The sequence below is a fragment of the Halobacillus naozhouensis genome, from assembly GCF_029714185.1.
Classification (GTDB): Bacteria; Bacillota; Bacilli; order Bacillales; family Halobacillaceae; genus Halobacillus_A; species Halobacillus_A naozhouensis.
The window spans coordinates 2,166,141-2,187,044 of sequence record NZ_CP121671.1 but is presented as its reverse complement, the minus strand read 5'-3'; the positions used below and the strand labels follow the sequence as shown (position 1 = coordinate 2,187,044).

General features: G+C 39.3%; 21 protein-coding genes and 4 pseudogenes. 18 read left to right on the top strand and 7 right to left on the bottom strand.

The window, feature by feature from the left end; translation table 11 throughout:
* Positions 1-131 precede the first annotated feature (131 nt).
* From P9989_RS11440 to P9989_RS11385, 12 genes and pseudogenes are all read left to right on the top strand, one after another.
* Entirely contained in the window at positions 132-332 is a 201-nt protein-coding gene (locus tag P9989_RS11440; RefSeq protein ID WP_079530056.1) for a cold-shock protein, read from the top strand.
* Positions 333-410: 78 nt separating this feature from the next.
* Positions 411-617, top strand: coding sequence for a cold-shock protein (locus tag P9989_RS11435; protein ID WP_283075051.1), 207 nt, complete (start codon positions 411-413; stop codon positions 615-617).
* A 165-nt stretch (positions 618-782) separates the two neighbouring features.
* Complete coding sequence (locus P9989_RS11430) at positions 783-2,120, top strand: DUF2252 family protein (RefSeq protein ID WP_283075050.1); 1,338 nt, start codon at positions 783-785, stop codon at positions 2,118-2,120.
* A gap of 73 nt (positions 2,121-2,193) precedes the next feature.
* The gene (locus tag P9989_RS11425) at positions 2,194-3,813 is read left to right on the top strand and encodes an ABC-F family ATP-binding cassette domain-containing protein (RefSeq protein ID WP_283075049.1); all 1,620 of its coding nucleotides are present in this window, start codon (positions 2,194-2,196) and stop codon (positions 3,811-3,813) included.
* A 309-nt stretch (positions 3,814-4,122) separates the two neighbouring features.
* The gene (locus P9989_RS11420; protein WP_283075048.1) at positions 4,123-4,968 is read left to right on the top strand and encodes a 3D domain-containing protein; all 846 of its coding nucleotides are present in this window, start codon (positions 4,123-4,125) and stop codon (positions 4,966-4,968) included.
* Between the two features lie 274 nt (positions 4,969-5,242).
* On the top strand, positions 5,243-5,764 hold the full coding sequence (locus P9989_RS11415) for an NB-ARC domain-containing protein (protein WP_283075047.1): 522 nt from the start codon (positions 5,243-5,245) through the stop codon (positions 5,762-5,764).
* A gap of 160 nt (positions 5,765-5,924) precedes the next feature.
* On the top strand, positions 5,925-6,266 hold the full coding sequence (locus P9989_RS11410) for a PadR family transcriptional regulator (RefSeq protein WP_283075046.1): 342 nt from the start codon (positions 5,925-5,927) through the stop codon (positions 6,264-6,266).
* Between the two features lie 51 nt (positions 6,267-6,317).
* A complete protein-coding gene (locus P9989_RS11405) occupies positions 6,318-7,322 on the top strand; it encodes an LLM class flavin-dependent oxidoreductase (RefSeq protein WP_283075045.1) in 1,005 nt (334 codons plus the stop codon).
* Positions 7,323-7,381: 59 nt separating this feature from the next.
* Positions 7,382-8,245, top strand: a complete 864-nt coding sequence (locus P9989_RS11400) for a CvfB family protein (RefSeq protein ID WP_283075044.1) — start codon at positions 7,382-7,384, stop codon at positions 8,243-8,245.
* A 275-nt stretch (positions 8,246-8,520) separates the two neighbouring features.
* On the top strand, positions 8,521-9,135 hold the full coding sequence (gene wrbA, locus P9989_RS11395) for an NAD(P)H:quinone oxidoreductase (RefSeq protein ID WP_283078895.1): 615 nt from the start codon (positions 8,521-8,523) through the stop codon (positions 9,133-9,135).
* Positions 9,136-9,276: 141 nt separating this feature from the next.
* Positions 9,277-9,633 (top strand): annotated as a pseudogene (locus P9989_RS11390) (ArsR/SmtB family transcription factor); the annotation flags it as partial.
* Positions 9,634-9,791: 158 nt separating this feature from the next.
* A pseudogene (locus P9989_RS11385) lies at positions 9,792-10,984 on the top strand (HAD-IC family P-type ATPase); the annotation flags it as partial.
* Between the two features lie 65 nt (positions 10,985-11,049).
* Here the strand turns inward: P9989_RS11385 and P9989_RS11380 are convergent.
* Together P9989_RS11380 and P9989_RS11375 are read right to left on the bottom strand one after the other, a co-directional pair.
* Positions 11,050-11,379, bottom strand: a complete 330-nt coding sequence (locus P9989_RS11380; protein ID WP_283075043.1) for a four-helix bundle copper-binding protein — start codon at positions 11,377-11,379, stop codon at positions 11,050-11,052.
* 58 nt (positions 11,380-11,437) lie between these two features.
* On the bottom strand, positions 11,438-12,094 hold the full coding sequence (locus tag P9989_RS11375; protein WP_283075042.1) for a DUF4396 domain-containing protein: 657 nt from the start codon (positions 12,092-12,094) through the stop codon (positions 11,438-11,440).
* Between the two features lie 151 nt (positions 12,095-12,245).
* Here P9989_RS11375 and P9989_RS11370 point away from each other — a divergent pair, with 151 nt between their 5' ends.
* The 4 genes from P9989_RS11370 to P9989_RS11355 all read left to right on the top strand — a co-directional run bounded on the left by P9989_RS11370 (position 12,246) and on the right by P9989_RS11355 (position 15,911).
* On the top strand, positions 12,246-12,563 hold the full coding sequence (locus P9989_RS11370; protein WP_079530046.1) for a metal-sensing transcriptional repressor: 318 nt from the start codon (positions 12,246-12,248) through the stop codon (positions 12,561-12,563).
* 14 nt (positions 12,564-12,577) lie between these two features.
* Positions 12,578-14,962, top strand: a complete 2,385-nt coding sequence (locus P9989_RS11365; RefSeq protein ID WP_283075041.1) for a heavy metal translocating P-type ATPase — start codon at positions 12,578-12,580, stop codon at positions 14,960-14,962.
* Between the two features lie 26 nt (positions 14,963-14,988).
* Positions 14,989-15,195, top strand: a complete 207-nt coding sequence (gene copZ / locus P9989_RS11360) for a copper chaperone CopZ (protein ID WP_283075040.1) — start codon at positions 14,989-14,991, stop codon at positions 15,193-15,195.
* Between the two features lie 119 nt (positions 15,196-15,314).
* The gene (locus tag P9989_RS11355; protein WP_283075039.1) at positions 15,315-15,911 is read left to right on the top strand and encodes a nitroreductase family protein; all 597 of its coding nucleotides are present in this window, start codon (positions 15,315-15,317) and stop codon (positions 15,909-15,911) included.
* A 50-nt stretch (positions 15,912-15,961) separates the two neighbouring features.
* Here P9989_RS11355 and P9989_RS11350 read toward each other — a convergent pair whose 3' ends face one another.
* Together P9989_RS11350 and P9989_RS11345 are read right to left on the bottom strand one after the other, a co-directional pair.
* Positions 15,962-16,720 (bottom strand): ABC transporter substrate-binding protein, encoded by a 759-nt coding sequence (locus P9989_RS11350; RefSeq protein WP_283075038.1) that lies wholly within the window; start codon positions 16,718-16,720, stop codon positions 15,962-15,964.
* 359 nt (positions 16,721-17,079) lie between these two features.
* Positions 17,080-17,571: an ABC transporter substrate-binding protein gene (locus P9989_RS11345; protein WP_283075037.1), complete on the bottom strand. Its 492-nt coding sequence runs from the start codon at positions 17,569-17,571 to the stop codon at positions 17,080-17,082.
* A 158-nt stretch (positions 17,572-17,729) separates the two neighbouring features.
* Between P9989_RS11345 and P9989_RS11340 the strand changes: the two genes are divergently transcribed.
* Positions 17,730-18,239 (top strand): hypothetical protein, encoded by a 510-nt coding sequence (locus P9989_RS11340; RefSeq protein ID WP_283075036.1) that lies wholly within the window; start codon positions 17,730-17,732, stop codon positions 18,237-18,239.
* 95 nt (positions 18,240-18,334) lie between these two features.
* Here the strand turns inward: P9989_RS11340 and P9989_RS21705 are convergent.
* Together P9989_RS21705 and P9989_RS21700 are read right to left on the bottom strand one after the other, a co-directional pair.
* Positions 18,335-18,529, bottom strand: a pseudogene (locus tag P9989_RS21705) (citrate/2-methylcitrate synthase); the annotation flags it as partial.
* 75 nt (positions 18,530-18,604) lie between these two features.
* Positions 18,605-18,943 (bottom strand): annotated as a pseudogene (locus P9989_RS21700) (citrate/2-methylcitrate synthase); the annotation flags it as partial.
* A 99-nt stretch (positions 18,944-19,042) separates the two neighbouring features.
* On the opposite strand from P9989_RS21700, the gene P9989_RS11330 reads away from it, so the two are divergent.
* The gene (locus tag P9989_RS11330) at positions 19,043-19,924 is read left to right on the top strand and encodes a LysR family transcriptional regulator (protein ID WP_283075034.1); all 882 of its coding nucleotides are present in this window, start codon (positions 19,043-19,045) and stop codon (positions 19,922-19,924) included.
* Here P9989_RS11330 and P9989_RS11325 read toward each other — a convergent pair.
* Positions 19,921-20,883 carry a nucleoside hydrolase gene (locus tag P9989_RS11325; RefSeq protein ID WP_283075033.1) on the bottom strand — a complete coding sequence of 321 codons (963 nt, stop codon included), beginning with the start codon at positions 20,881-20,883 and terminating at the stop codon, positions 19,921-19,923. The genes P9989_RS11330 and P9989_RS11325 overlap by 4 nt on opposite strands.
* Positions 20,884-20,904: the final 21 nt, after the last annotated feature.

The following is a 20,904-nucleotide window of genomic DNA, read 5'->3' as shown; positions in this document are numbered from 1 at the left end:
TGCCAAACATAAAATGAATCACCTATTATAAAGAGTGATCAATGCCCATTGGTACTTTTTATAATATGTGATTTTTTTCATTTCTTATGGAACGCATATTAATTTTTTGAAACATTGGAGGACCCATTTTTATGAAAACTGGTACAGTAAAATGGTTTAACGCTGAAAAAGGCTTTGGATTTATCGAAGTTGAAGGAGAAGACGATGTATTCGTACACTTCAGCGCGATTCAAGAAGAGGGATTTAAATCCCTAGAAGAAGGCCAAGCTGTTGAATTTGAGATTACTGAAGGCAACCGTGGACCACAGGCTGCTAATGTAACTAAATTATAAGGTGGAAAGAGACTGACTCGAGAGGTAGTCAGTCTCTTTTACATAATTCTTTCATGTCCAGAGGAGGTTTCGAAGCGTATGGCATTCGGTAAAAAGAACCAGGCTGAAATAGTTGAAGAAGAAACAAAAATTTGGGTATGTAAATCAGATGACTGCAACTGCTGGATGAGAGATAACTTCAGAACAAATGAAGAAGCAATTTGTCCGATTTGTAAAAACGAAATGGAAGCAAGCAGCAAAGTGCTTCAGGTGGTAGAGAATAACAGCTTATACTACAAGTCATAGGATAGGTAAGACTCTCATTTGAGGGTCTTTTTTTATGCATTCGATGACAGCGCAGCATGTTTTAACCTTGATTACTTTAGTCAGAAGGTGCATTTTTTGTACATCAGTGAATTGTGCTTTTATACTGGGGGATGGTTCGGATTTATTGGAAAAGGAAGTGAATCAATGAGTATTGACATCCGAAACGAAATAATGGAGACAAAAAGATATTTGAGAAAACAGCTGCTAGCTACTATTTTCAACCAGTTTGACGGCAAGCTAATGGGGCTATCCCATGAAGATAGAGTGAAAAAGTACAAGAAAATGAGTAAGGACCCTTACAGTTTTTTCAGGGGCAGTGCTTACTTATTCTATTATGATGTTACAGGTCTGCCCTTTACATTTCATACACCGGAGGATAAACCTACCTGGTTACTAGGGGATCTTCATTTTGATAATATCAGTGCCTTTCTAAACGAAAAGGGAGACGTAGTATTTGATGTAGATGATTTTGATGAAGGGTATTTTGGTTCGTATTTATATGATGTGTTGCGCTTGGTTGTCAGCATTCGTTTAATGAGTAGTCAGCACGGCTATACTGGTGATGATACGGACGATTTTGTGAAATCTTTCCTCAATGACTATATCGGACAATTGCAAAGGTTCCATAGCGGGGAAGAAGATCCAGTTTATTTACAGTTTACTAAAGCTAACACAACGGGACCGATCCAGAACGTTCTTCATGACCTTGAAGGGGAGTGGACATCATCCGGATTGGAATCTCCAACATCACAATTCGATTCCATTCAGTCTGTTCTTGATGATGGAAACTTAGTTGATTTATCACATCAGGAGAAAGAGGAGTTTCTCCGTGTTTGGGAAGATTATATCGAATCTATTCCCGTGTCCATCAAAAAACATTCACAGGTCTATTCTGTTAAGGATGTCATGAAAAAAGCAGGAGCGGGTATTGGGTCTACAGGACTTATGAGGTATTATATTATGATTGCAGGTGAGGGAAATAAGAATATTATTCTGGAAGCAAAAGAAGCAAGAACGCCTATTCCTGCTTACTTTTTTCCTTATGATGAGACGTTTTGGAAGGACCATCAGCACCAGGGACGAAGAGTTGTCCATACCCAGCAGGCGATGCACCACAAAGCGGATCCTTATTTAGGTTATATGACCATCAACGGGCATGATTTTTACGTCAGAGAGCGATCACCTTTTACCAATGAACTAAACACTGATGATCTACAGGAGTTAGATTCCATGCTTGAAACGGTTAAGACGATGGCTAAAATCACAGCGAAGATTCATGCTCGGGCTGATGTGGATATTGAAGACGGCTTGATGAACCATCATAGTGAAGAAGCGATACTTCATGAGATTGAATCGAATAGGAATGAATTTATTCAGCAGCTCACATTGTGGTCTGCGTATTACCAAAAAGTAGTAGAGTCGGACTTCCATCTTTTTAATGAATGGAGAAGTGAAAATCCTGAAATTACGGAACAAAACTAACAAAAGCCTATTCGATCATTATAATGAATGATATAATTTGAATGCTATACACTTAGAAACTGGAGGATTCTGTATGTTAAATGTAACTAATGTTAGTCTTCGTTTTGGCGATCAGAAGTTATTCGAGGATGTCAATATAAAATTTACGCCTGGAAATTGCTATGGATTAATTGGTGCAAATGGTGCCGGTAAATCTACATTTTTAAAAATTTTAAGCGGTGAACTAGAACCGCAAACTGGTGATGTTTCCTTAAAAAGCGACCAGCGACTTGCTGTCCTTAAGCAGAACCATTTTGAGTACGACGAGTACAAGGTACTTGAGACAGTTATTATGGGGCATACAAGACTGTATGAAGTCATGCAGGAAAAAGATGCAATCTATATGAAAGGGGAATTCACGGAAGAGGACGGGATGAGAGCGGCTGAACTCGAAGGTGAATTTGCTGAAATGAACGGTTGGGAAGCGGAATCTGAAGCTGCCCGTTTATTAACCGGACTTGGTATTGGTGAAGACTTGCATGATAAAGAAATGAAAGATTTAGCGGGCTCTGAAAAGGTCAAGGTTCTTCTTGCTCAGGCTTTGTTTGGCAATCCAGATGTGCTTCTGCTGGATGAGCCGACAAACCACCTGGACATTAAGGCGATCCAATGGCTCGAAGATTTCCTTATTGATTTTGAGAATACGGTTATTGTTGTTTCCCACGACCGACACTTTTTAAATAATGTCTGTACACACATTGCTGACTTAGACTTTGGTAAAATTCAAGTTTATGTTGGGAACTATGATTTTTGGTATGAATCAAGCCAGCTTGCGCAAAAAATGGCTGAGGAACAAAATAAGAAAAAAGAAGAAAAAATTAAAGACCTTAAAGAATTTATCGCTCGATTCAGTGCGAATGCGTCGAAATCTAAACAAGCTACTTCACGAAAGAAATTGCTTGAAAAGATAAGTCTGGATGATATTCAGCCTTCTTCAAGAAAATATCCTTATATTGCTTTTAAAGCAGATCGGGAAATTGGAAATGACTTATTGACGGTAGAAAATTTATCTAAAACGGTTGATGGAGTTAAAGTTTTAAATAATGTAAGTTTTACAATGAATAAAGATGATAAAATAGCTTTCGTAGGGAGTAATGAAGTAGCAAAGACAACGCTCTTCCAAATCCTTATGGGAGAAGTTGAACCTGATGAAGGAACATTCAAATGGGGGATAACGACTTCACAGAGCTATTTCCCTAAAGATAATTCCTCATTCTTTGAGCGGTCTGATATTAACTTAGTAGAATGGCTGCGCCAGTATTCTCCCGAGGATGAAACAGAAACATTCCTTAGAGGCTTTTTAGGCCGTATGCTATTCTCCGGTGAAGAAGCCTTGAAACACCCGGATGTCCTTTCAGGGGGAGAGAAAGTCCGGTGCATGCTATCTAAAATGATGCTGTCAGGAGCAAACGTGCTTCTGCTCGATGAGCCGACAAACCACCTGGATCTTGAATCGATTACTTCCTTAAACAAAGGGTTAATTAATTTTAAAGGATCGATCTTATTTGCTTCTCATGACCATGAATTTATTCAGACCATTGCAAACCGCATTATTGAGCTTACACCTCAAGGTATAGTTGATAAGGAAATGTCCTATGATGAGTATTTACAAGACCCTGCAGTTCAGAAACAGATTACTGCTTTATCAGAATAAGTGATTTGTATAAAAAAACCTGCTCTGATGAGCAGGTTTTTTTATTTCAAGGGATTTATCCCCAAATATTATTTAATTTTTCCTATTGAAAAATATAAAATGATATACATTATTCGACTTTTTAAGACTAATAGATATAAAATGCAGCGCTTTCATAGGTTTATATGCCCACATTGTAACTTCAGTGCAAAAAAAGTGTCACAGTTGAAAAGAAACTGTTAGCTGTTTGTTCTTAAAAAAATCTATATATCTGGTAGTATCTTAATTGTGGTTAAAACAACACATCAATTAAGAGGAGGACACAAAACTATGAAAAAATCAGTTTTCTCTCTAGCTGCTACTGCTGCATTAACAGGGGCATTCGCTACTTCCGTTAGTGCTGAAGAATATACAGTCGATAAAGGTGATACACTCTGGGGTATCTCTAATGATAAAAACGTAACAGTTGATCAACTTAAGAAGTGGAACAATTTAAACTCAAATTTAATTGTACCGAACCAAAAACTAACCGTAACTGGTAATAGTGAGTCTACAGTAGAAACATCCAAGACGTACACAGTTAAATCAGGAGACACCCTCTATGGTATTTCTCAAAAATATAACATAACTGTAGACCAATTAATGGCTTGGAATAATCTTTCAAGCACACTGATTCACCCTGGTGACCAATTCGCTGTGAAAGCTCAGGCTGCTTCAGCCCCAGCTCCTGAAAAAGCAGAAGCACCGGCTCCTGCACCTGAACCAGCACAGGAAGAAGCACCAGCGCCTGAACCAGAAAAGAAAGAGGCTCCAGAAGCTGAGCCGGTAAACACTACAACTGAAGCAGAGCAGTCCAGTGAACAGTCTTCAAGCAATGATGTTGTCAAAGAATTCACGGCAGAGGCAACAGCCTATACGGCTAATTGCACAGGCTGCAGTGGTGTAACGGCAACAGGGATTGATCTTAATGCAAACCCTAACCAGAAAGTAATCGCTGTAGATCCGGATGTCATTCCATTAGGTTCTAAAGTATATGTAGAAGGCTACGGAGTGGCTATTGCCGGTGATACTGGCGGAGCAATTGATGGAAATCGCATTGATGTATATATGCCAAACCGTCAAGATGCATTAAACTTTGGAAGACAAGAAGTAACTGTTAAAGTTTTAAGTGAATAAGTAAAAGAATCAATCTAAACTAAATAGAAGGTCAAGAAGAAAAGCTCACTATTGCCCCCACAATGGTGGGCTTTTTTCTTGCATAAATTAGTAGGTTCAATAATATAGACGAATGACTCTTGTCAAAAGTTTCAAAAAACGACATTTCTTTTATTGCCATGTGGATACTGATAAACTATGTAAGAGTATATGATTTTGTGAAAACACAACTTTATAGAGAAGAATATGTATAAGTGAAGCAACTTGCCAGCCTTAGTGTACGGAGGGAAGCGAAATGAAACGAGTAGCTATCATTGGTTCAGCTGGATCAGGGAAATCCACATTAGCCAGACAGATCGGTAATGCATTTCATTACGAGATTGTACATATGGATCAGCTATTCTGGAAACCTGGATGGCAAGAATCTACGCAGGAAGAATTAGCTGAGAAACAAGCCGTTTACCTGCGAAGGGAGGAATGGGTGATTGAAGGTAACTATAGTGGTGTCTGGGAGCCGAGATTGCAACTGGCTGATACCATTATTTTTCTAAATCTTAATCGATATGTTTGTTTGCGCAGTGTCCTAAAACGATGGTTGAAACATATGGGAAAAACGCGGGTTGATCTGGCGCCAGGATGCCCTGAACGGATGGAGCTATCATTTCTTAAATATGTATGGGATTATCCTAAAACGAAAAAGGCCAAAGCCATAACGGCCATTGAACAGCATTGTCATCACGCTCAAATTATTATTTTGCAGGATCGGAAAGCAGTCCATTCTTTTATGAACAAATTATCACTCTTGATTAATACTTAGTAGCAACTCCGAACCATAAAAAAAGAACACAACAATAACCGAACAAATGTCCTTATTAGTAGACAAACCCTCTCCTTTTTATTATAAAATGAACTTATAACAAAAAAGGGGTGAGGTTGCATTGTCGCATAAAAATAACCCGAAAAAATTTGCCTTAAATATGAGTGCAGCTCAATTCACTAAGTTTTATATTATGCATTTGCTGCAAGTTCGTCAACCAATGATTAGCGAGCATTTTAAGGAAGAATTTCATAAGCTGACAAACAATTGGATTCCGGCACCGTCAACTTTACTTGATACTTTGCATGACATGACGGAAGAAGGCCTCCTTCATAGGAAAGATGGTTATAAATCATACGAGAAAAAACGACAAAAAGTCTATTGGTACTCCTTAACCGATCAAGGCAAGGAAGAATTTGATGTGTTAAAGAAGCGATATAAAATTTTATTCGAAGAACAATTGGCTATTTTACATCAGATAATGAACGAGGTGTATCAGTAGAATGATCTTTGCCCGTACATACTAGTGTAAAGGAACAAAAGGAGAATCACTATGAAGTTAAGTGTGCTAGACCAGAGTCCAATTTCAAAGGGACAAGCAGCTGAGGATGCACTGCAGCATTCCATCGAATTAGCTCAATGGGTGGAGTCACTGGGGTTCCATAGGTACTGGGTCGCTGAACATCACAACACGAACGGTTTAGCCGGCAGTTCTCCTGAAATATTAATAACCAGAATTGCTTCCCAGACCTCTAGAATCCGTGTCGGTTCTGGCGGCGTTCTATTACCCCAATACAGTCCGCTTAAGGTAGCTGAATCTTTTAAAGTATTGGAAGCTTTATTTCCAAACCGGATTGATTTAGGGTTAGGCCGGTCACCAGGGGGAGGTCAGAGAACAAGAGCAGCGTTAACGGATGGAACGAATAAACCACTAAGTTCTTTTTCAAGACAGGTGAAGGAATTACAGTGGTTTTTAAATGGAACCATACCAAAAGAACACGATTATTATGGAATTTCAGCTAGACCTCATACGACTGGAAATCCGGATGTCTGGATATTGGGTCTCTCTGAACGCGGAGCAAGACATGCTGCTATAAACGGGACAGGTTTTACATTTGGGCATTTTATTAATCCTGCACATGCAGTCGAGTCTCTGACTGCCTATCGTGAAAAATTCAAACCTTCTGCAGGGTTACAAGAACCAAATGTCAATGCGTGTGTATTTGTCGTTTGTGCCGAGTCCATGGAGGAAGCAGAGGAAATCGCATTAAGTCAGGATATGTGGCTTCTCCAAATAGAGAAAGGACTAGAAACGCGAGTTCCATCCGTAGAGGAAGTAAAGAGTCACACTTTTACAACCAGAGAACTTGAAAAAATACAACGTAATCGGAAAAGAGCGATTATTGGCACACCTGAGAAAGTTTATCAACAGCTTTTAAATTTGAGAAAAATTTATCAAACCGATGAGTTTCTTATTATTACAAATATCTTTGATTTTAATGACAAAAAAAGGTCTTACCAACTACTGGCAGACTATATGGCTGAAATAGAGAACTAACTCTGTTGATGTACACAGATAAGTTTGAACTAAAACAGAATGGAAAAGCAGGTGTGAATATGAAAGAATCTATAATTGGTACGATCCAGTCTATGAATGTAACAAAAAGAGTGGCAGAAGGGTTCATAATCAGCAATGATGAGGAAGAAATTTTGCTTCCGCATGATCAAGTAAATAAAGAAATTGAAAAAGTGGGGGAAAGTGTGAACGTTTTTGTTTATGTCAACAGGAATAAGTCTCCCACGGCAACTATGTTTTTGCCTGAAGTCCGTTTAGACTCCTATGGCTGGGCAGAAGTAGAGGAAGTGGTGCAAAACTTGGGGGCATTCGTGGACATCGGAGTGGATAAAGAATTCCTCGTATCAAAAGACCACCTGCCGGCGCTAAAAGATGTATGGCCTGAAAATGGAGACTGGTTATTTGTAAGTTTAGAAAAGGATAAAAAAGGAAGGATCTTCGCAGAACCCATCTCAGAAGGTGAAGTTTTAGAGGACCTTACGATTGCGCCGAAAACCTTATTAAATGAAACCATTGTAGGTCGTGTTTATCGATCTACCAAAGCTGGTTCTTTTATTTTAACAGAAGAAGGTTATCGTGGATTTATTCACCCTTTTGAACGGAAAGTCGAGCCTCGACTAGGGGAGACCATAGAAGGACGAGTGATCGATGTGAAAGATGATGGTACTTTGAATCTTTCATTACGGCCATTAAAACAGTATAGTATGGACCCTGATGCGGACCAAATTTACAATTATTTAGTTGATCATGACGGCGTAATGCCTTTTACCGATAAAAGCCAACCAGATGAAATCAGAGAATCTTTCAATATTAGTAAATCGGCTTTTAAACGGGCCCTGGGGAAGCTCATGAAAGAAGGTAAAGTTGTGCAATCAGATGGTCAAACGGTCATAAAGCACGAATAATTTAGTGGAGAAAAGTTTTGGTTAAATGACTAAACTATATCAATCCGTTAAGGAAACGATGAAAAGAAGCAAAGTTGTGCTCAACTTGCTTCTTTTTTTAGTGTGAGCAATTTGTCAAACAAATCGAACATGGATGGCAGAGTAATTTTTATAAACAATCAGAGAATCTTTCATTAAATTCGTCATTTCGGACAAAGTAAGTTTAGAAACAAATGGCGTGATAAGCATATAGGCATCTTGGATTTTTATAAAAGTAGTAAAAGGAGCGAATCATGATGGAAAAAGTAAAGTTGGCAATTATTTATTACAGTTCAACAGGGACTAACTACCAAATGGCCAAGTGGGCAGAAGAAGGTGCAAAGCAAGCAGGGGCAGAAGTCAAACTAGTTAAAGTTGCTGAGCTTGCTCCAGAGGCAGCGATCGAAGCAAACCCAGCATGGAAGGCCCATCACGACGCTGCAAAAGATGTACCGGAAGTAACGTTAGATGATCTTGAATGGGCTGATGCCTATATCTTCAGTACACCGACTCGTTTTGGTAACCTACCTGCTCAAATGAAGCAGTTCCTGGACACAACAGGAGGGCTCTGGTTTAACGGAAAACTGATCAACAAAGTGGTCAGTGGCATGTCCTCTGCCAACAACCCACATGGCGGTCAGGAGGCTACCGTCAAGGCCCTTTATACAACAATGATGCACTGGGGCGCGATTATTGCGGCACCGGGATACACAGATCCAGTGACATTTTCTTCGGGCGGTAATCCTTATGGAACTAGTGTTACAGTTGACCAAGAAGGGAATATGCAAGAAGATGTAGAGGAAGCTGTCAAACATCAAGCGAAACGTACAGTTACTGTCGCTTCATGGGTAAAGGAGGGACAGCAGAAATAAGTATCTTAAAGGAACCATGTTCTTACTTGGACATGGTTCCTTTTTTGTGTATTAATCAAATACATATTTGATTGACATTTTCAAATACTCTTCATATACTATAAACAAACAGTCAAACAATCATTAGAATGAAGGTGGAGAATGAAAAAAGAACCAGTAGTTAAAGGTACGCCTGATACTTGTGATACATTTTGCTTTGATGAAGAAAAGGTGAACCGTATTCAATCTCAAATAGATAATGTTCAAGGGGTAGAGCTACTTTTTAAAGCATTGTCAGATTCAACCCGATTAAAAGTCGCCTATGCTCTAACGTTAGAGAAAGAACTATGTGTGTGTGATGTAGCAAACATCATCGGTTCAACTAAAGCCACAGCTTCTCATCATTTACGGTTATTACGAAATATGAAATTAGCGAAGTATCGTAAGGAAGGGAAGTTGGTTTTCTATTCTTTAGCCGATGAACATGTACACCAGCTGATCTCTATTGCGTTACTCCATGGTGCCTCCAAAATAACCGTATATGGTGAAGCTTCTATTGAACAATTAGAACAAGCTGGTTCTTTTGATGGCAACAAAGTTTATCCTGAACGTCAGCGGCAAACAGGACAAAAACCTCCTTTCTGGAAAATTGTGAAAACCTTAACACCATGCTTCCCCTGCTGTTCCTTATTACCGGCTATATATCTTCTATTGTATTCGGTGAAGAAAGTGTAGTCACCATCTCCACATTTGCGGTATCGATTTTAATTGGGGGGCTGGTACTTTTTAAAGTTGGAATTAAGAACTTAATTAAGCTTCAATTCGATATGAAAACATTAATGACGATCGCCATCATCGGGGGCGGCGCTTATTGGGGAGTGGGGAGAAGGCGCTGTTGTTGTTTTCTTATTTGCATTAAGCGAAGCTTTGGAAAGCTATTCAATGGACAAAGCTCGCCAGTCTATACGTTCACTGATGGATATTGCACCGAATCGAGCTACGATTAGACGTGGCGATGAAGTAGTGGAAATAGATGTAGAAGACGTTCAAATTGATGACATAATGGTCATTAAGCCAGGTCAAAAGATTGCAATGGACGGGGAAGTTATCAGTGGTCAGTCTTCTGTTAACCAATCAGCCATAACCGGGGGCAAAGGCGACCGTCGATCAGAAAACGTATTACATTGGCAATCATGCTTTATTTGAAGAATTCCTGACTGTCCCATCAAGTGTATTAGAACAAATGAAAGACTTACAAATGGAAGGTAAAACCGTTATGCTCATAGGAGATGAGTATAACCTAATTGGATATATCGCTGTAGCTGATCATGTGCGAAAGAGTAGTCTTTCCATTCTGCAAAAGCTTCATAAATTAGGGATAAAGAAAACCGTTATGCTGACTGGAGATAATGAAGCTACAGGTCGTACTATTGGGAATCAACTCGGTGTAAGTGACATTAAAGCAGGTCTTTTACCAAAAGATAAGCTCGATGCTATCAAACAGCTTAGAGAACAACACGGAAATATTGCGATGGTTGGGGATGGGATCAATGATGCCCTTGCTTTAGCCACCGCCACCGTCGGTATTGCAATGGGTGGAGCTGGCACAGATACTGCACTTGAAACCGCTGATGTTGCCTTGATGGCGGAGGATTTAGATAAATTGCCATATACGATCGCTTTAAGCCGTAAAACACTCTCGATTATCAAACAGAATGTAGCATTTGCTCTTGGATTAAAAATAGTAGCACTGCTTTTAATTATCCCTGGATGGTTAACCTTATGGCTCGCAATCTTCGCTGATATGGGAGCAACGTTAATAGTAGTCTTAAATTCGTTACGATTAATGAAAACGAACTATGATGGTTAAGAAAGCTCCCACCTACTCGAAGGTGGGAGCTTTTAAGTTATTTTACCCTTTTTCAATGTTACTTATTAGGAAACTAGTTTCTCACACTCATCCGCGCACTTTCTACATGCCTCTGCACACGCCTGGCAATGGTCATGGTCGTGTTTAGCACATTCCTCACCACAATCACGGCAAGCTGATATACATAGTTGTGCGATCTCTTTTACGTAAGGTGTATTTCGTGTAAGCGACTGTTCAAAAAATGCGCAAATATCTGCGCATTCGCGATCTTTTCGAATACACTCACTCATGTCTTTTACATGATCTTCCTGAAGGCATGAGCTAAAACAATGATTACAGGCTTCCATACATTCATGAAGTACTTCAATTACACTTTGATATTGTTGATGACTCATTAAGATACCCTCCTATAGTATGTTCTATATTACTATTTCCTTTTTAGCAAAATTAAAACTACATTTCTTCTTTAATTCCTCGTTTAACTAATAACCAATTGGCAGGGTAGCTAGTTAGAAACCCTAAAATCATCGCAATTTGCATCATGAACCAATAAGTAGGTTGAGTTGGCTTTGGAGGTTCCGTAAAAAGTAAGAAATGAACAATGGCCATCCAACCGAACATTCCTATTTCAAATGCAAGTAAAGAAAAGGAGTCAGCCTTAATAGCTTCTTTGATCGATCCCATAATTCCCTGCTTTTTATTCATTGGATAGATCGCATAAAATTGAAAAATAATACCGAACACATAGGCTAAAATAAATTCTACTGTGTAGTGAGCAAATAAAGTTGACCCCGCAATCGTCATGGCGGTTAAAGCAACAAGAGGAACACCAACAGCATCACCTAATGTACAGCCGGCTGAACAATGACTTGTGGATACGAATACCTTTGCCGGCCTGCCACGATTATCCTCAAGTTTTAGGTGTTTAGCATGTATCCGGCCCCATTTAAAATATGTCCATAAAGCGAATGGGCCAAAGAATAAACCATTGATCGGCCATACCACATTCATGATCGTCATCATTTGCGGATGTTTAATGATATCAACGATAATGATTAAGGAACTTACGACTCCTACTCCTAATGCGATCCAAGAAACAATCTCTAACATCTGACCACCTCTCATCTGACTTCACGGTTATATATACCCCGTATAAGTATTAGGATAAACGTTAGTAGTTATTAATATATACATCTTTATTTATTGACTTTAAATACCTATACGGGGTATATTATAGACAGGGAAGAAAGGAGTGTCATAAATGGATGAGCATACATTACCTGAAAACAGTGGAAAACAACCATTAACACCAAGGACGGATGATGAAAAGCAAGCCGTTATCAATCGTCTAAAACGTATTGAAGGTCAAGTACGGGGAATTCAAAAGATGGTAGAAAATGATCGCTATTGTGTAGATGTCCTTGTACAAATTTCAGCTATAAATAATGCATTAAATAAAGTAGGGTATTCTTTGTTAGAAAGACATACCCATCACTGCGTTGCCGGTGCCATAAAAAAAGGGGAAGGCGAAGAGGCTATTGATGAATTAATGAAAGTTATTCAGCAGTTCTCCAAATAAAAGGAGGGTGGCTTGTGAGTGAACAAAAGAAAATCAATCTTGGTATTACTGGCATGACCTGTGCTGCCTGTTCTACAAGAATCGAAAAGGTACTTAACAAAATAGATGGGGTCGAGGCGCAAGTCAATTTAGCAATGGAAAGTGCTCGCATTCAATATGACCCCATGAAGATTAATACTGAAGGAATTGAAGAACGAATAAATAAACTAGGTTATGGTGTGGAGAAAGAAACCGCTGAACTCGATATTCTTGGCATGACCTGTGCGGCATGTTCCACAAGAATTGAGAAAGTTTTAAACAAAATGGATGGAGTCGAGCAGGCTTCTGTTAACTTGGCTAATGAAACAGGGCAAGTGGAATACCGCCCAGGACTATTAGAGGTAGAAGAAATTATTGCACGAATTCAAAAGTTAGGATATGATGCGGAGCTTAGGGGAGATCGTGAAAATAAACAATCACAGAAAGACCAGCAGATCAAACAACAAAGAGTGAAACTGCTGATATCGGCGGTACTCTCATTTCCGCTCTTAATCATGATGGCGAATCACTTGTTCGGATTGCCATTGCCACACATTTTAATGAATCCTTGGATTCAGCTGACATTAGCTACACCCGTACAATTTGTCATCGGCTGGCAGTTTTATGAAGGGGCGTATAAAAACCTTACCAACAAGACAGCCAATATGGACGTTCTAGTTGCCCTAGGTACAAGCGCTGCTTATTTCTACAGCGTAGCTGAGTTGATTAGATCCATAATTCAGCCTGTTGTACCTAATCTTTACTTTGAAACAAGTGCTGTCTTAATTACATTAATCTTGTTAGGTAAATATTTTGAAACGGTAGCAAAAGGGCGAACTACCCAGGCAATTTCAGGATTATTAAATCTTCAGGCTAAGGAAGCCACGGTACTAAAAAATGGAGAAGAAACTAGGATTCCAGTTGATCAAGTTGAGGTTGACGATCTTGTACTCGTTAAACCAGGAGAGAAGTTCCCTGTTGACGGAGTGATTACGGAAGGGCGTACTACTGCAGATGAATCTATGATTACGGGGGAATCTCTTCCCGTAGAAAAGTCATTACATGACCAGGTTATCGGATCAACCATTAACAAAAATGGATCGGTCAGGATGAGGGCGACCAAGGTAGGTAAAGATACGGCACTGTCCCACATTATTAAAGTTGTGGAGGAGGCCCAGGGCTCTAAAGCGCCAATTCAGCGATTAGCTGATATCATTTCAGGGTATTTTGTCCCGATTGTAGTTGGAATTGCTGTGGTGACATTTCTTCTTTGGATCACTGTGATCAACTCGGGTGAATTAGCTCTTGCTCTGGAAGCTTCCATTGCTGTGTTAGTAATCGCTTGTCCGTGCGCTCTTGGCTTAGCCACGCCAACTTCTGTCATGGTAGGTACAGGCAAAGGTGCTGAAATGGGAATCCTATATAAAGGCGGGGAGTATCTCGAGACGACCCATAAGTTGGATACGATTGTTTTTGATAAAACGGGAACCATTACAAAAGGAGAACCAGAAGTAACGGAGTTTCTCGGGGAAAATGAACGAGTTCTTAACTTGTTAATGAGTGCTGAAGCTCAATCAGAACATCCGCTTGCAGATGCTATTGTGAAATATGGTCGAACAAAACATGGTGAACTGCTCCAAGTAGATCATTTTGAAGCTATCCCTGGATATGGTATTGAAGCTGACATTCAAAACGAACGGATTCTCGTAGGGACAAGAAAATTACTGGAGAAAGAAGGTATTGATTTTTCCAAGTATGAAATAACCATGGAAGAATGGGAATCACAAGGAAAAACGGCTATGTTGATTGCTGTTAATGATGAAATAGCCGGTGTAATCGCTGTTGCAGATCAAGTTAAACCAGAGTCTAGAGAAGCCTTGGCTACCTTAAAAGCCTTAGGGATGGAATTAATTATGTTAACTGGTGACAATAAGAGAACAGCCCAGGCAATTGCCGCGGAAGTGGGCATTGACCGCGTGATAGCTGGGGTCATCCCGGAAGAAAAGGCTGATCACATTGATCAAATTAAGCAACAAGGTAAGCGTGTAGCGATGGTCGGGGATGGCATTAATGATGCACCGGCGTTAGCCACTGCTGATATTGGAATCGCAATCGGAACAGGAACTGATGTAGCTATTGAAACAGCTGATCTCACCATTTTAGGCGGTGATCTAAACTTAATTGCGAAAGCCATAGAGCTTAGCATGAAAACAATGAAGAATATTAGGCAAAACTTATTTTGGGCCTTGTTCTATAATTCAGCTGGTATCCCAATAGCAGCTGCCGGCTTACTAGCTCCATGGTTAGCAGGGGCAGCAATGGCTTTTAGTTCTGTGAGTGTTGTCAGCAATTCACTTCGTTTAAAACGAGTGAAAATTTAAATCTTTCAAGAAAGAAGGAGTTTATCATGCAAACTAAAACGATACATGTTGAGGGGATGACGTGCGGTCATTGTGAAAAAGCTGTAAAAGGGGCACTTCAAGAATTAAATGGGGTCGATCGTGTTGAGGTTAATCTTGAAACAGGCAAAGTGACTATCACGTATGAAGGCGAGATCAGTGAATCTGAAATGAATGAAGCGATTGAGGAGCAAGGTTACGATGTCGTTTCTTAAAAAATGAATATTAGTAGTTGAAAGGATTCATGTATAGTAAACTATATGTGGATCCTTTTTTATTTGAATTAATCATACAGTAGGAATTTACAGAATTATCTTCTAAGGGGGATATCATAATGGACGTATTAGAAGCAATCAAAACGAGAAGAAGTGTGGGTCTTGTGTCAGATAAACCTGTTCCTCAAGAACTATTAGAACAAATTCTTGAGGCTGGGACTTGGGCACCATGTCATCATAGAACAGAGCCCTGGCGCTTTTTTGTCTTAACCGGTGAAGGCAGAAAGCCATTAGGCGAAGTGTTAGCAAAAATTGCCGAAAAAGATATGGATGATCCTTCATCGGAGACCAATCAAAAGAAATTAGCCAAAAGATTGAAGAAGCCATTCCGCGCACCTGCCGTGATCGTGGTAGCCGCTGAGCCGACGGATGATCCGAAAGTAATTGCTAAAGAAGAGTATGGGGCCGTGTATTCATCCATACAGAATATGCTTCTAACTGCCCATTCATTAAATTTGGGCGGATTTTGGAGAACCGGCAAGCCAACCTATGATCCACTGATGAAAGACTTGTTCGGATTACCTGAAGACGGAGAAGTATTAGGCTTTCTTTACATTGGATTTCCTGAGAAGGAAGTACCAGCTGGAGCTAGAAAACATTTTAATGATGTAACGAAGTGGATTTCAACGGAAGATGGTTTGAAAGGAAAAATGTAAGTTTACAAAAGGAGGCTGTTACTTTAGAGTGGCAGCCTCCTTGTTATTTGTTATCTCAATCTTCGAGACCAATGTCTTTCTTCGACTTCTGTTTCTGCCAGCTCAAAAGTGGTTCGATAAGGATTGAAATCAACATGTCTATTTACTGCGTAAAGTTTTTGCGGCACACATAAAAACAGGGATAAAGCGTTTTTATATACAAATCGATCCACATCTTTTGCCGCCTCCAGCAGCTCCCTACGCTGAATCTGATTTACCATCTTTTTATAGACCTGATCAAACTCCGGCAGCTCTGGTCCTGTTCTGAGGGCTCCGTCAAAACCAAAAAATTCTCTATGAAAAAAAGCCGGGGTTCCTTCATAGAATTGCGTTGAAGTACTGGCTATTAAAATATCCCATCCAGGAATCAGTTTCTTTTCAGCCACCACGCGTTTCCATTTTGTTTCCTCTTGTTTTGGAATAACCGTTGTTTCAACCTTGATGGATAAAGTCTCCTCTATTTGTGCAGCTATAGCCTTCAATAGACTTGCATGTTTTTGGAAAGCGACTATTTTTAAGGGTCTTGTTCTTGGATAACCTGAGCTTCTGAATAACTTTTGGGATTGGTCTCTGTTATACATAATCGGCTCTAACCCCTCAGGGAAATCATAGGCCCATGGTGGTATCAACGCAGGAGTGAGATTCGCATGACCTCTGTAAACCTGTTGGACAATTTCATCCCGACGTATGGCTTTGTTTAGGGAAATCCGTAGATTGTATTCGTCAAAATCGACATCAGATTGAAATCGATTAAAGATTCCTGTAACCACTTCATTTCCTTCTGAAGTGACTAATTTAGCATAGGGAGAAGTTCAACTTGCTGTATATCTTTAGGGGTCAGTTCAGTTACTAAATCTACGTATCCCTCAGTTGTTGTACAGAAGTATAATGCCTCTGCTTTGGAAAGATGATTGCGAAAAACGACTCTGTCTAATCGTGGTCCTCGGCTTGGATTACGATAATTTACGTTAGCATCTAAAGTGACGTAGGGTGTTCGCAACTCTTTTTCAGTGAGCCATGTTGCGGCAAATGGCTCTTTATTAATAAACGCAATCGTATTTTCGATGGAGGAATGACCTTCTGATAAAACAAATGGGCCGGTACCCCACGGGCCGGCAGCATCAAGTACTCACCAGTGTCCTTCCCCTGTACCAAGCTTTTGATATCCGAATCCAATCTTATTCCAAAATAGGAAATTTGCGAAATGAGTGGCTCTTAACTTTGCAACAGCTAGACCATCCCGTTTTGGAAAATTAATTTGTACAGTGTGAGAATCAATGATGTCTACAGAAGCAGGCTTGAAAAAATTAAGGAAGGATCCAGGAGGGTGGGGGACTAACCAGCGCAGCAGTTCGTGGATGCTCTTATTCACGATGTCTGCCGAAAATTTTTCACCATTCTGAAACGTAACACCTTGTTTAAGTTCTAGTTCCAGAATGGTTTCACTAACCCACTGATAAGTAGCAAGAGAAGGGATTATGGCGCCGGAACGATCTGCTCTGACTGCTTCTTCCATTGTATTGAATAGGACATACAACCAATTCAATGGTGATGGATCAACTACATAAATCATACCTTCAGGTGTTTTAGACGTGGCTCGATCTTTCTGGACTTCTTCCATAAATATCACCTCTGTTTACCATATATACTCGATATGCTAATGGTTATACCTCAAGTAGTGATCGTATTAAAGGTAGTTTTCAGAAGTTTTATATTAATATTCCAAAGGGAACATATATTCGGTATAATATAATTAATCAAAGGAGGGAGCTGAAGTTCATGAGCGAACGGTCTAAAAGGCCTAGAACAAAAAGAACATTGTCTAATGAAGAGATTATAAGGCTTTATAATGCGGGTGAAAGAACGGAGGATATTGCAAAAAAAGCCAATGTTTCCGCTAGATACATTAGAATGATCCTAAAAAAGGAAAATATATTGAAGAGACCTCATGGGAGTTGGAAACGCCGCTATATGGTTATGGAATTACCCAATATAAAACCAAAGAAGTCATTAGACTTAAAGTTTCCTCATGTCCCGGAGCAATACCTTTCACATTTCGTTAGGGGTTATATCGTTGGGGATGGCTGTATTTATGAACATAAAGAGTTCGTAAATATAGTAGGGGGATCATTAAATTTCATGGAATCTCTTTTCGATATTCTTGTTAACCAATGGATATACGACGATAAAGGACTTTATTTAAAAAGAAAATATAACCGGTTTACTGAAAATAGACTTTTAGAAAAGGAAAGTAAATGGTTATATCCCTTATTTAGTATTTTTTACTAGTAGACATAATATATATTATAGGTAGTCGATAATTTAAAACAGTTTCTGTCTCATTATCTAAGTAAACTTATGATAGTGAGACAGAATGAAATAAATTAGCTGTTATTCAAGTATTTAGCTTCAGGTCTGAATATCGTATTATTTTTTGACTGTTCTATAATGTGCGCTGTCCATCCAACGATTCGGCTGCAACAAAAAATCGGTGTGAATAATTCTGCTGGAATTCTGACTGCTTTCATTAGCGATGCAGCATAATATTCGACGTTCGCATATAGTTTACGGCCAGGTTTTAAATCATTTAACCACTTCTTTCGATAACTATAGGCAACGATTGTTGGTAGTTTAGCCAGCAGTCGAAAAGCTTCATAAGTTTGAATCGGCCATTGATCTTCTGATTCATCTAAGAAAGATACGGCTGAACGAATGGTTGCTGTAATCGATTGTTTTTTTACTAAGTGTTCAATCCATTGCTTTATTTCACTACTGATGCTGCGTTCCTTTAACAGGAACTTTTTCAGCGACCGCAACTCGTTTGCATCTGGCATCTCCCCTTTTATTAAGAAGTAACTAACTTCTTCAAAGCTATACCTCCCTGCTAAATCATGAACAGAATGATCACGATAATATAAATCTCCCTTTTTACCATCAATTTGACTCAAACACGTTTCCACAGCAGTTACACCTTTTAAACCAGGATTGAACATGATACTCCCTCCTTACTTTTTATTGTAAGATAGTAGTATCATAATAAAAAGTAAGTAATAATGATTGATTTAATAAGCATTACTTATAGGAGGGATCAAATGGAAATAAAATGGGTAAAAACTTTTTCCATAGCTGCAGAAGAGCTGAATTACAGGAAAACTGCTGAGAAATTATTTATCACTCAACCTGCCGTAAGCCTCCATATCAGGCAGCTAGAAGAGGAATTACAGAAGGAATTATTTGTGAAACAAGGCAGAAACATACAGCTCACGGAGTTTGGCAGGATGTTTCGCAGTGAGGCAGCAGGCCTTTTGGAATATTACGAGAATGTGCTGAAAAAGGTTAGAAGTGTTAAACAAGGCTATCGTCAAACATTTATGATTGGGATGACGCCACTACTAATTGATAGTATTTTTCCAAGTATAATTCGTAGGTTTCAAGAGAAAAACCAGAGCGTAGAACTGTCTATCCAAGTTACCGAATCCTCGCAATTACAAGGATTGATTGAAGATGATCAAATTGATATTGGTTTTTCTTGTTTACCCAGTATCAGTGAAGGTTTATTTTGCGAAAAGCTGTTTAGTGATTCAATCACATTGGCGATTCCTCACGATGGATACGATTTAGAAACTGCTCCAGCTTTCGACCCTTATGAAATTATGAGCCAATCCATTATTTTCACAGATCATCATCCTGGGTACTGGGAACGGTTAAAAAGTGAAATTCAAAGGCATGTCCCCTCCCCTCGATTTCTTAAGGTTTCTCAGTCACATGCTGCTAAAAGATTCATCCAGGAAGGTATGGGTATCTCTTTCCTTCCCACTTTCGCCATTAACAGGGAAATACAAGAAGGGCGAATGCTTGTAGTTGATACACCATTTCTGGACCTACCATCGTGTAGCATTTATTCATTGCATAAATATGATCATTCATATGAAAAAGAATTCACTGCCTTTGTGACCGACTTTTTATTAACTTAAGTCCTCGAGTTAAATGGTTCGCCGGTCATGATGCTCATAAAATCGTTAAAAAATATGGAGTAATCAAACCCGAAAGCTATCCGGTGGGGTTTATCTGTCTCTTCATACTCAGACATCTCACTGGCCATAAATTTCGCAATGCTTTGCCCTCTCTGTACATGTTCGGTTGCTTCTACGATATGGATTGGGAAAGTTTGGTATGTGAACATATTATCCCGAATTGATGCCATTACAGTAAGAACATCATGAACCGGACTACCCTGAATATCTGGATTTTTTTCTTTATAGAAATCATAGTAGTAATCTAACATCGGTTTTATTATCTTTGTTTTACCTTTATAGTCAATATACTCTACCATTTCCGGGGTTACAATTGCTTGTCGCGTTACGTTTAACGGGATTATAGTTGTGTTATGAGCGTACCTGAGTACAATTTGAACAGCAACGGGGTCTGAATAAAAATTAGCTTCAGAAACAGCTGTTACATTTCCAGGTACCCAGAAGGCCCCGCCCATAATATAAAACCCATCCACTTTTTCCATAAGGGATCGGTACAAAATGAACATCGTTGCAAGAGAAGTAAGTCTTCCGATGTTAACGATAATGAGATCATCCTGATATTTTTCAATTAGCTTTACAATTTCAAAAAAGTTTTCACTCTCTCCACCATAATCATCCGGTATAATCGGACCTAGACCAGACTCACCATGTACTTCGGGGGCATATATTGGATACTCTGCAGTCATAGGTACTTCAGCACCGCCAATGATTGGAGGCCCATCTTCAATCCCAAGCAGATCATATAAATAATAAACGTTATTGACAGCTGTTTCTCTGGATACATTCCCATAATCAGCAACAATGCCTACTATGTCAATATCTTTGTTAAAAAACGAATAGATAATTGCAATAGCATCATCAATCCCTATATCTCCAAAAAGCAAAACTTTTTGTGCCATTTAGACCACCTCTGATTAAGT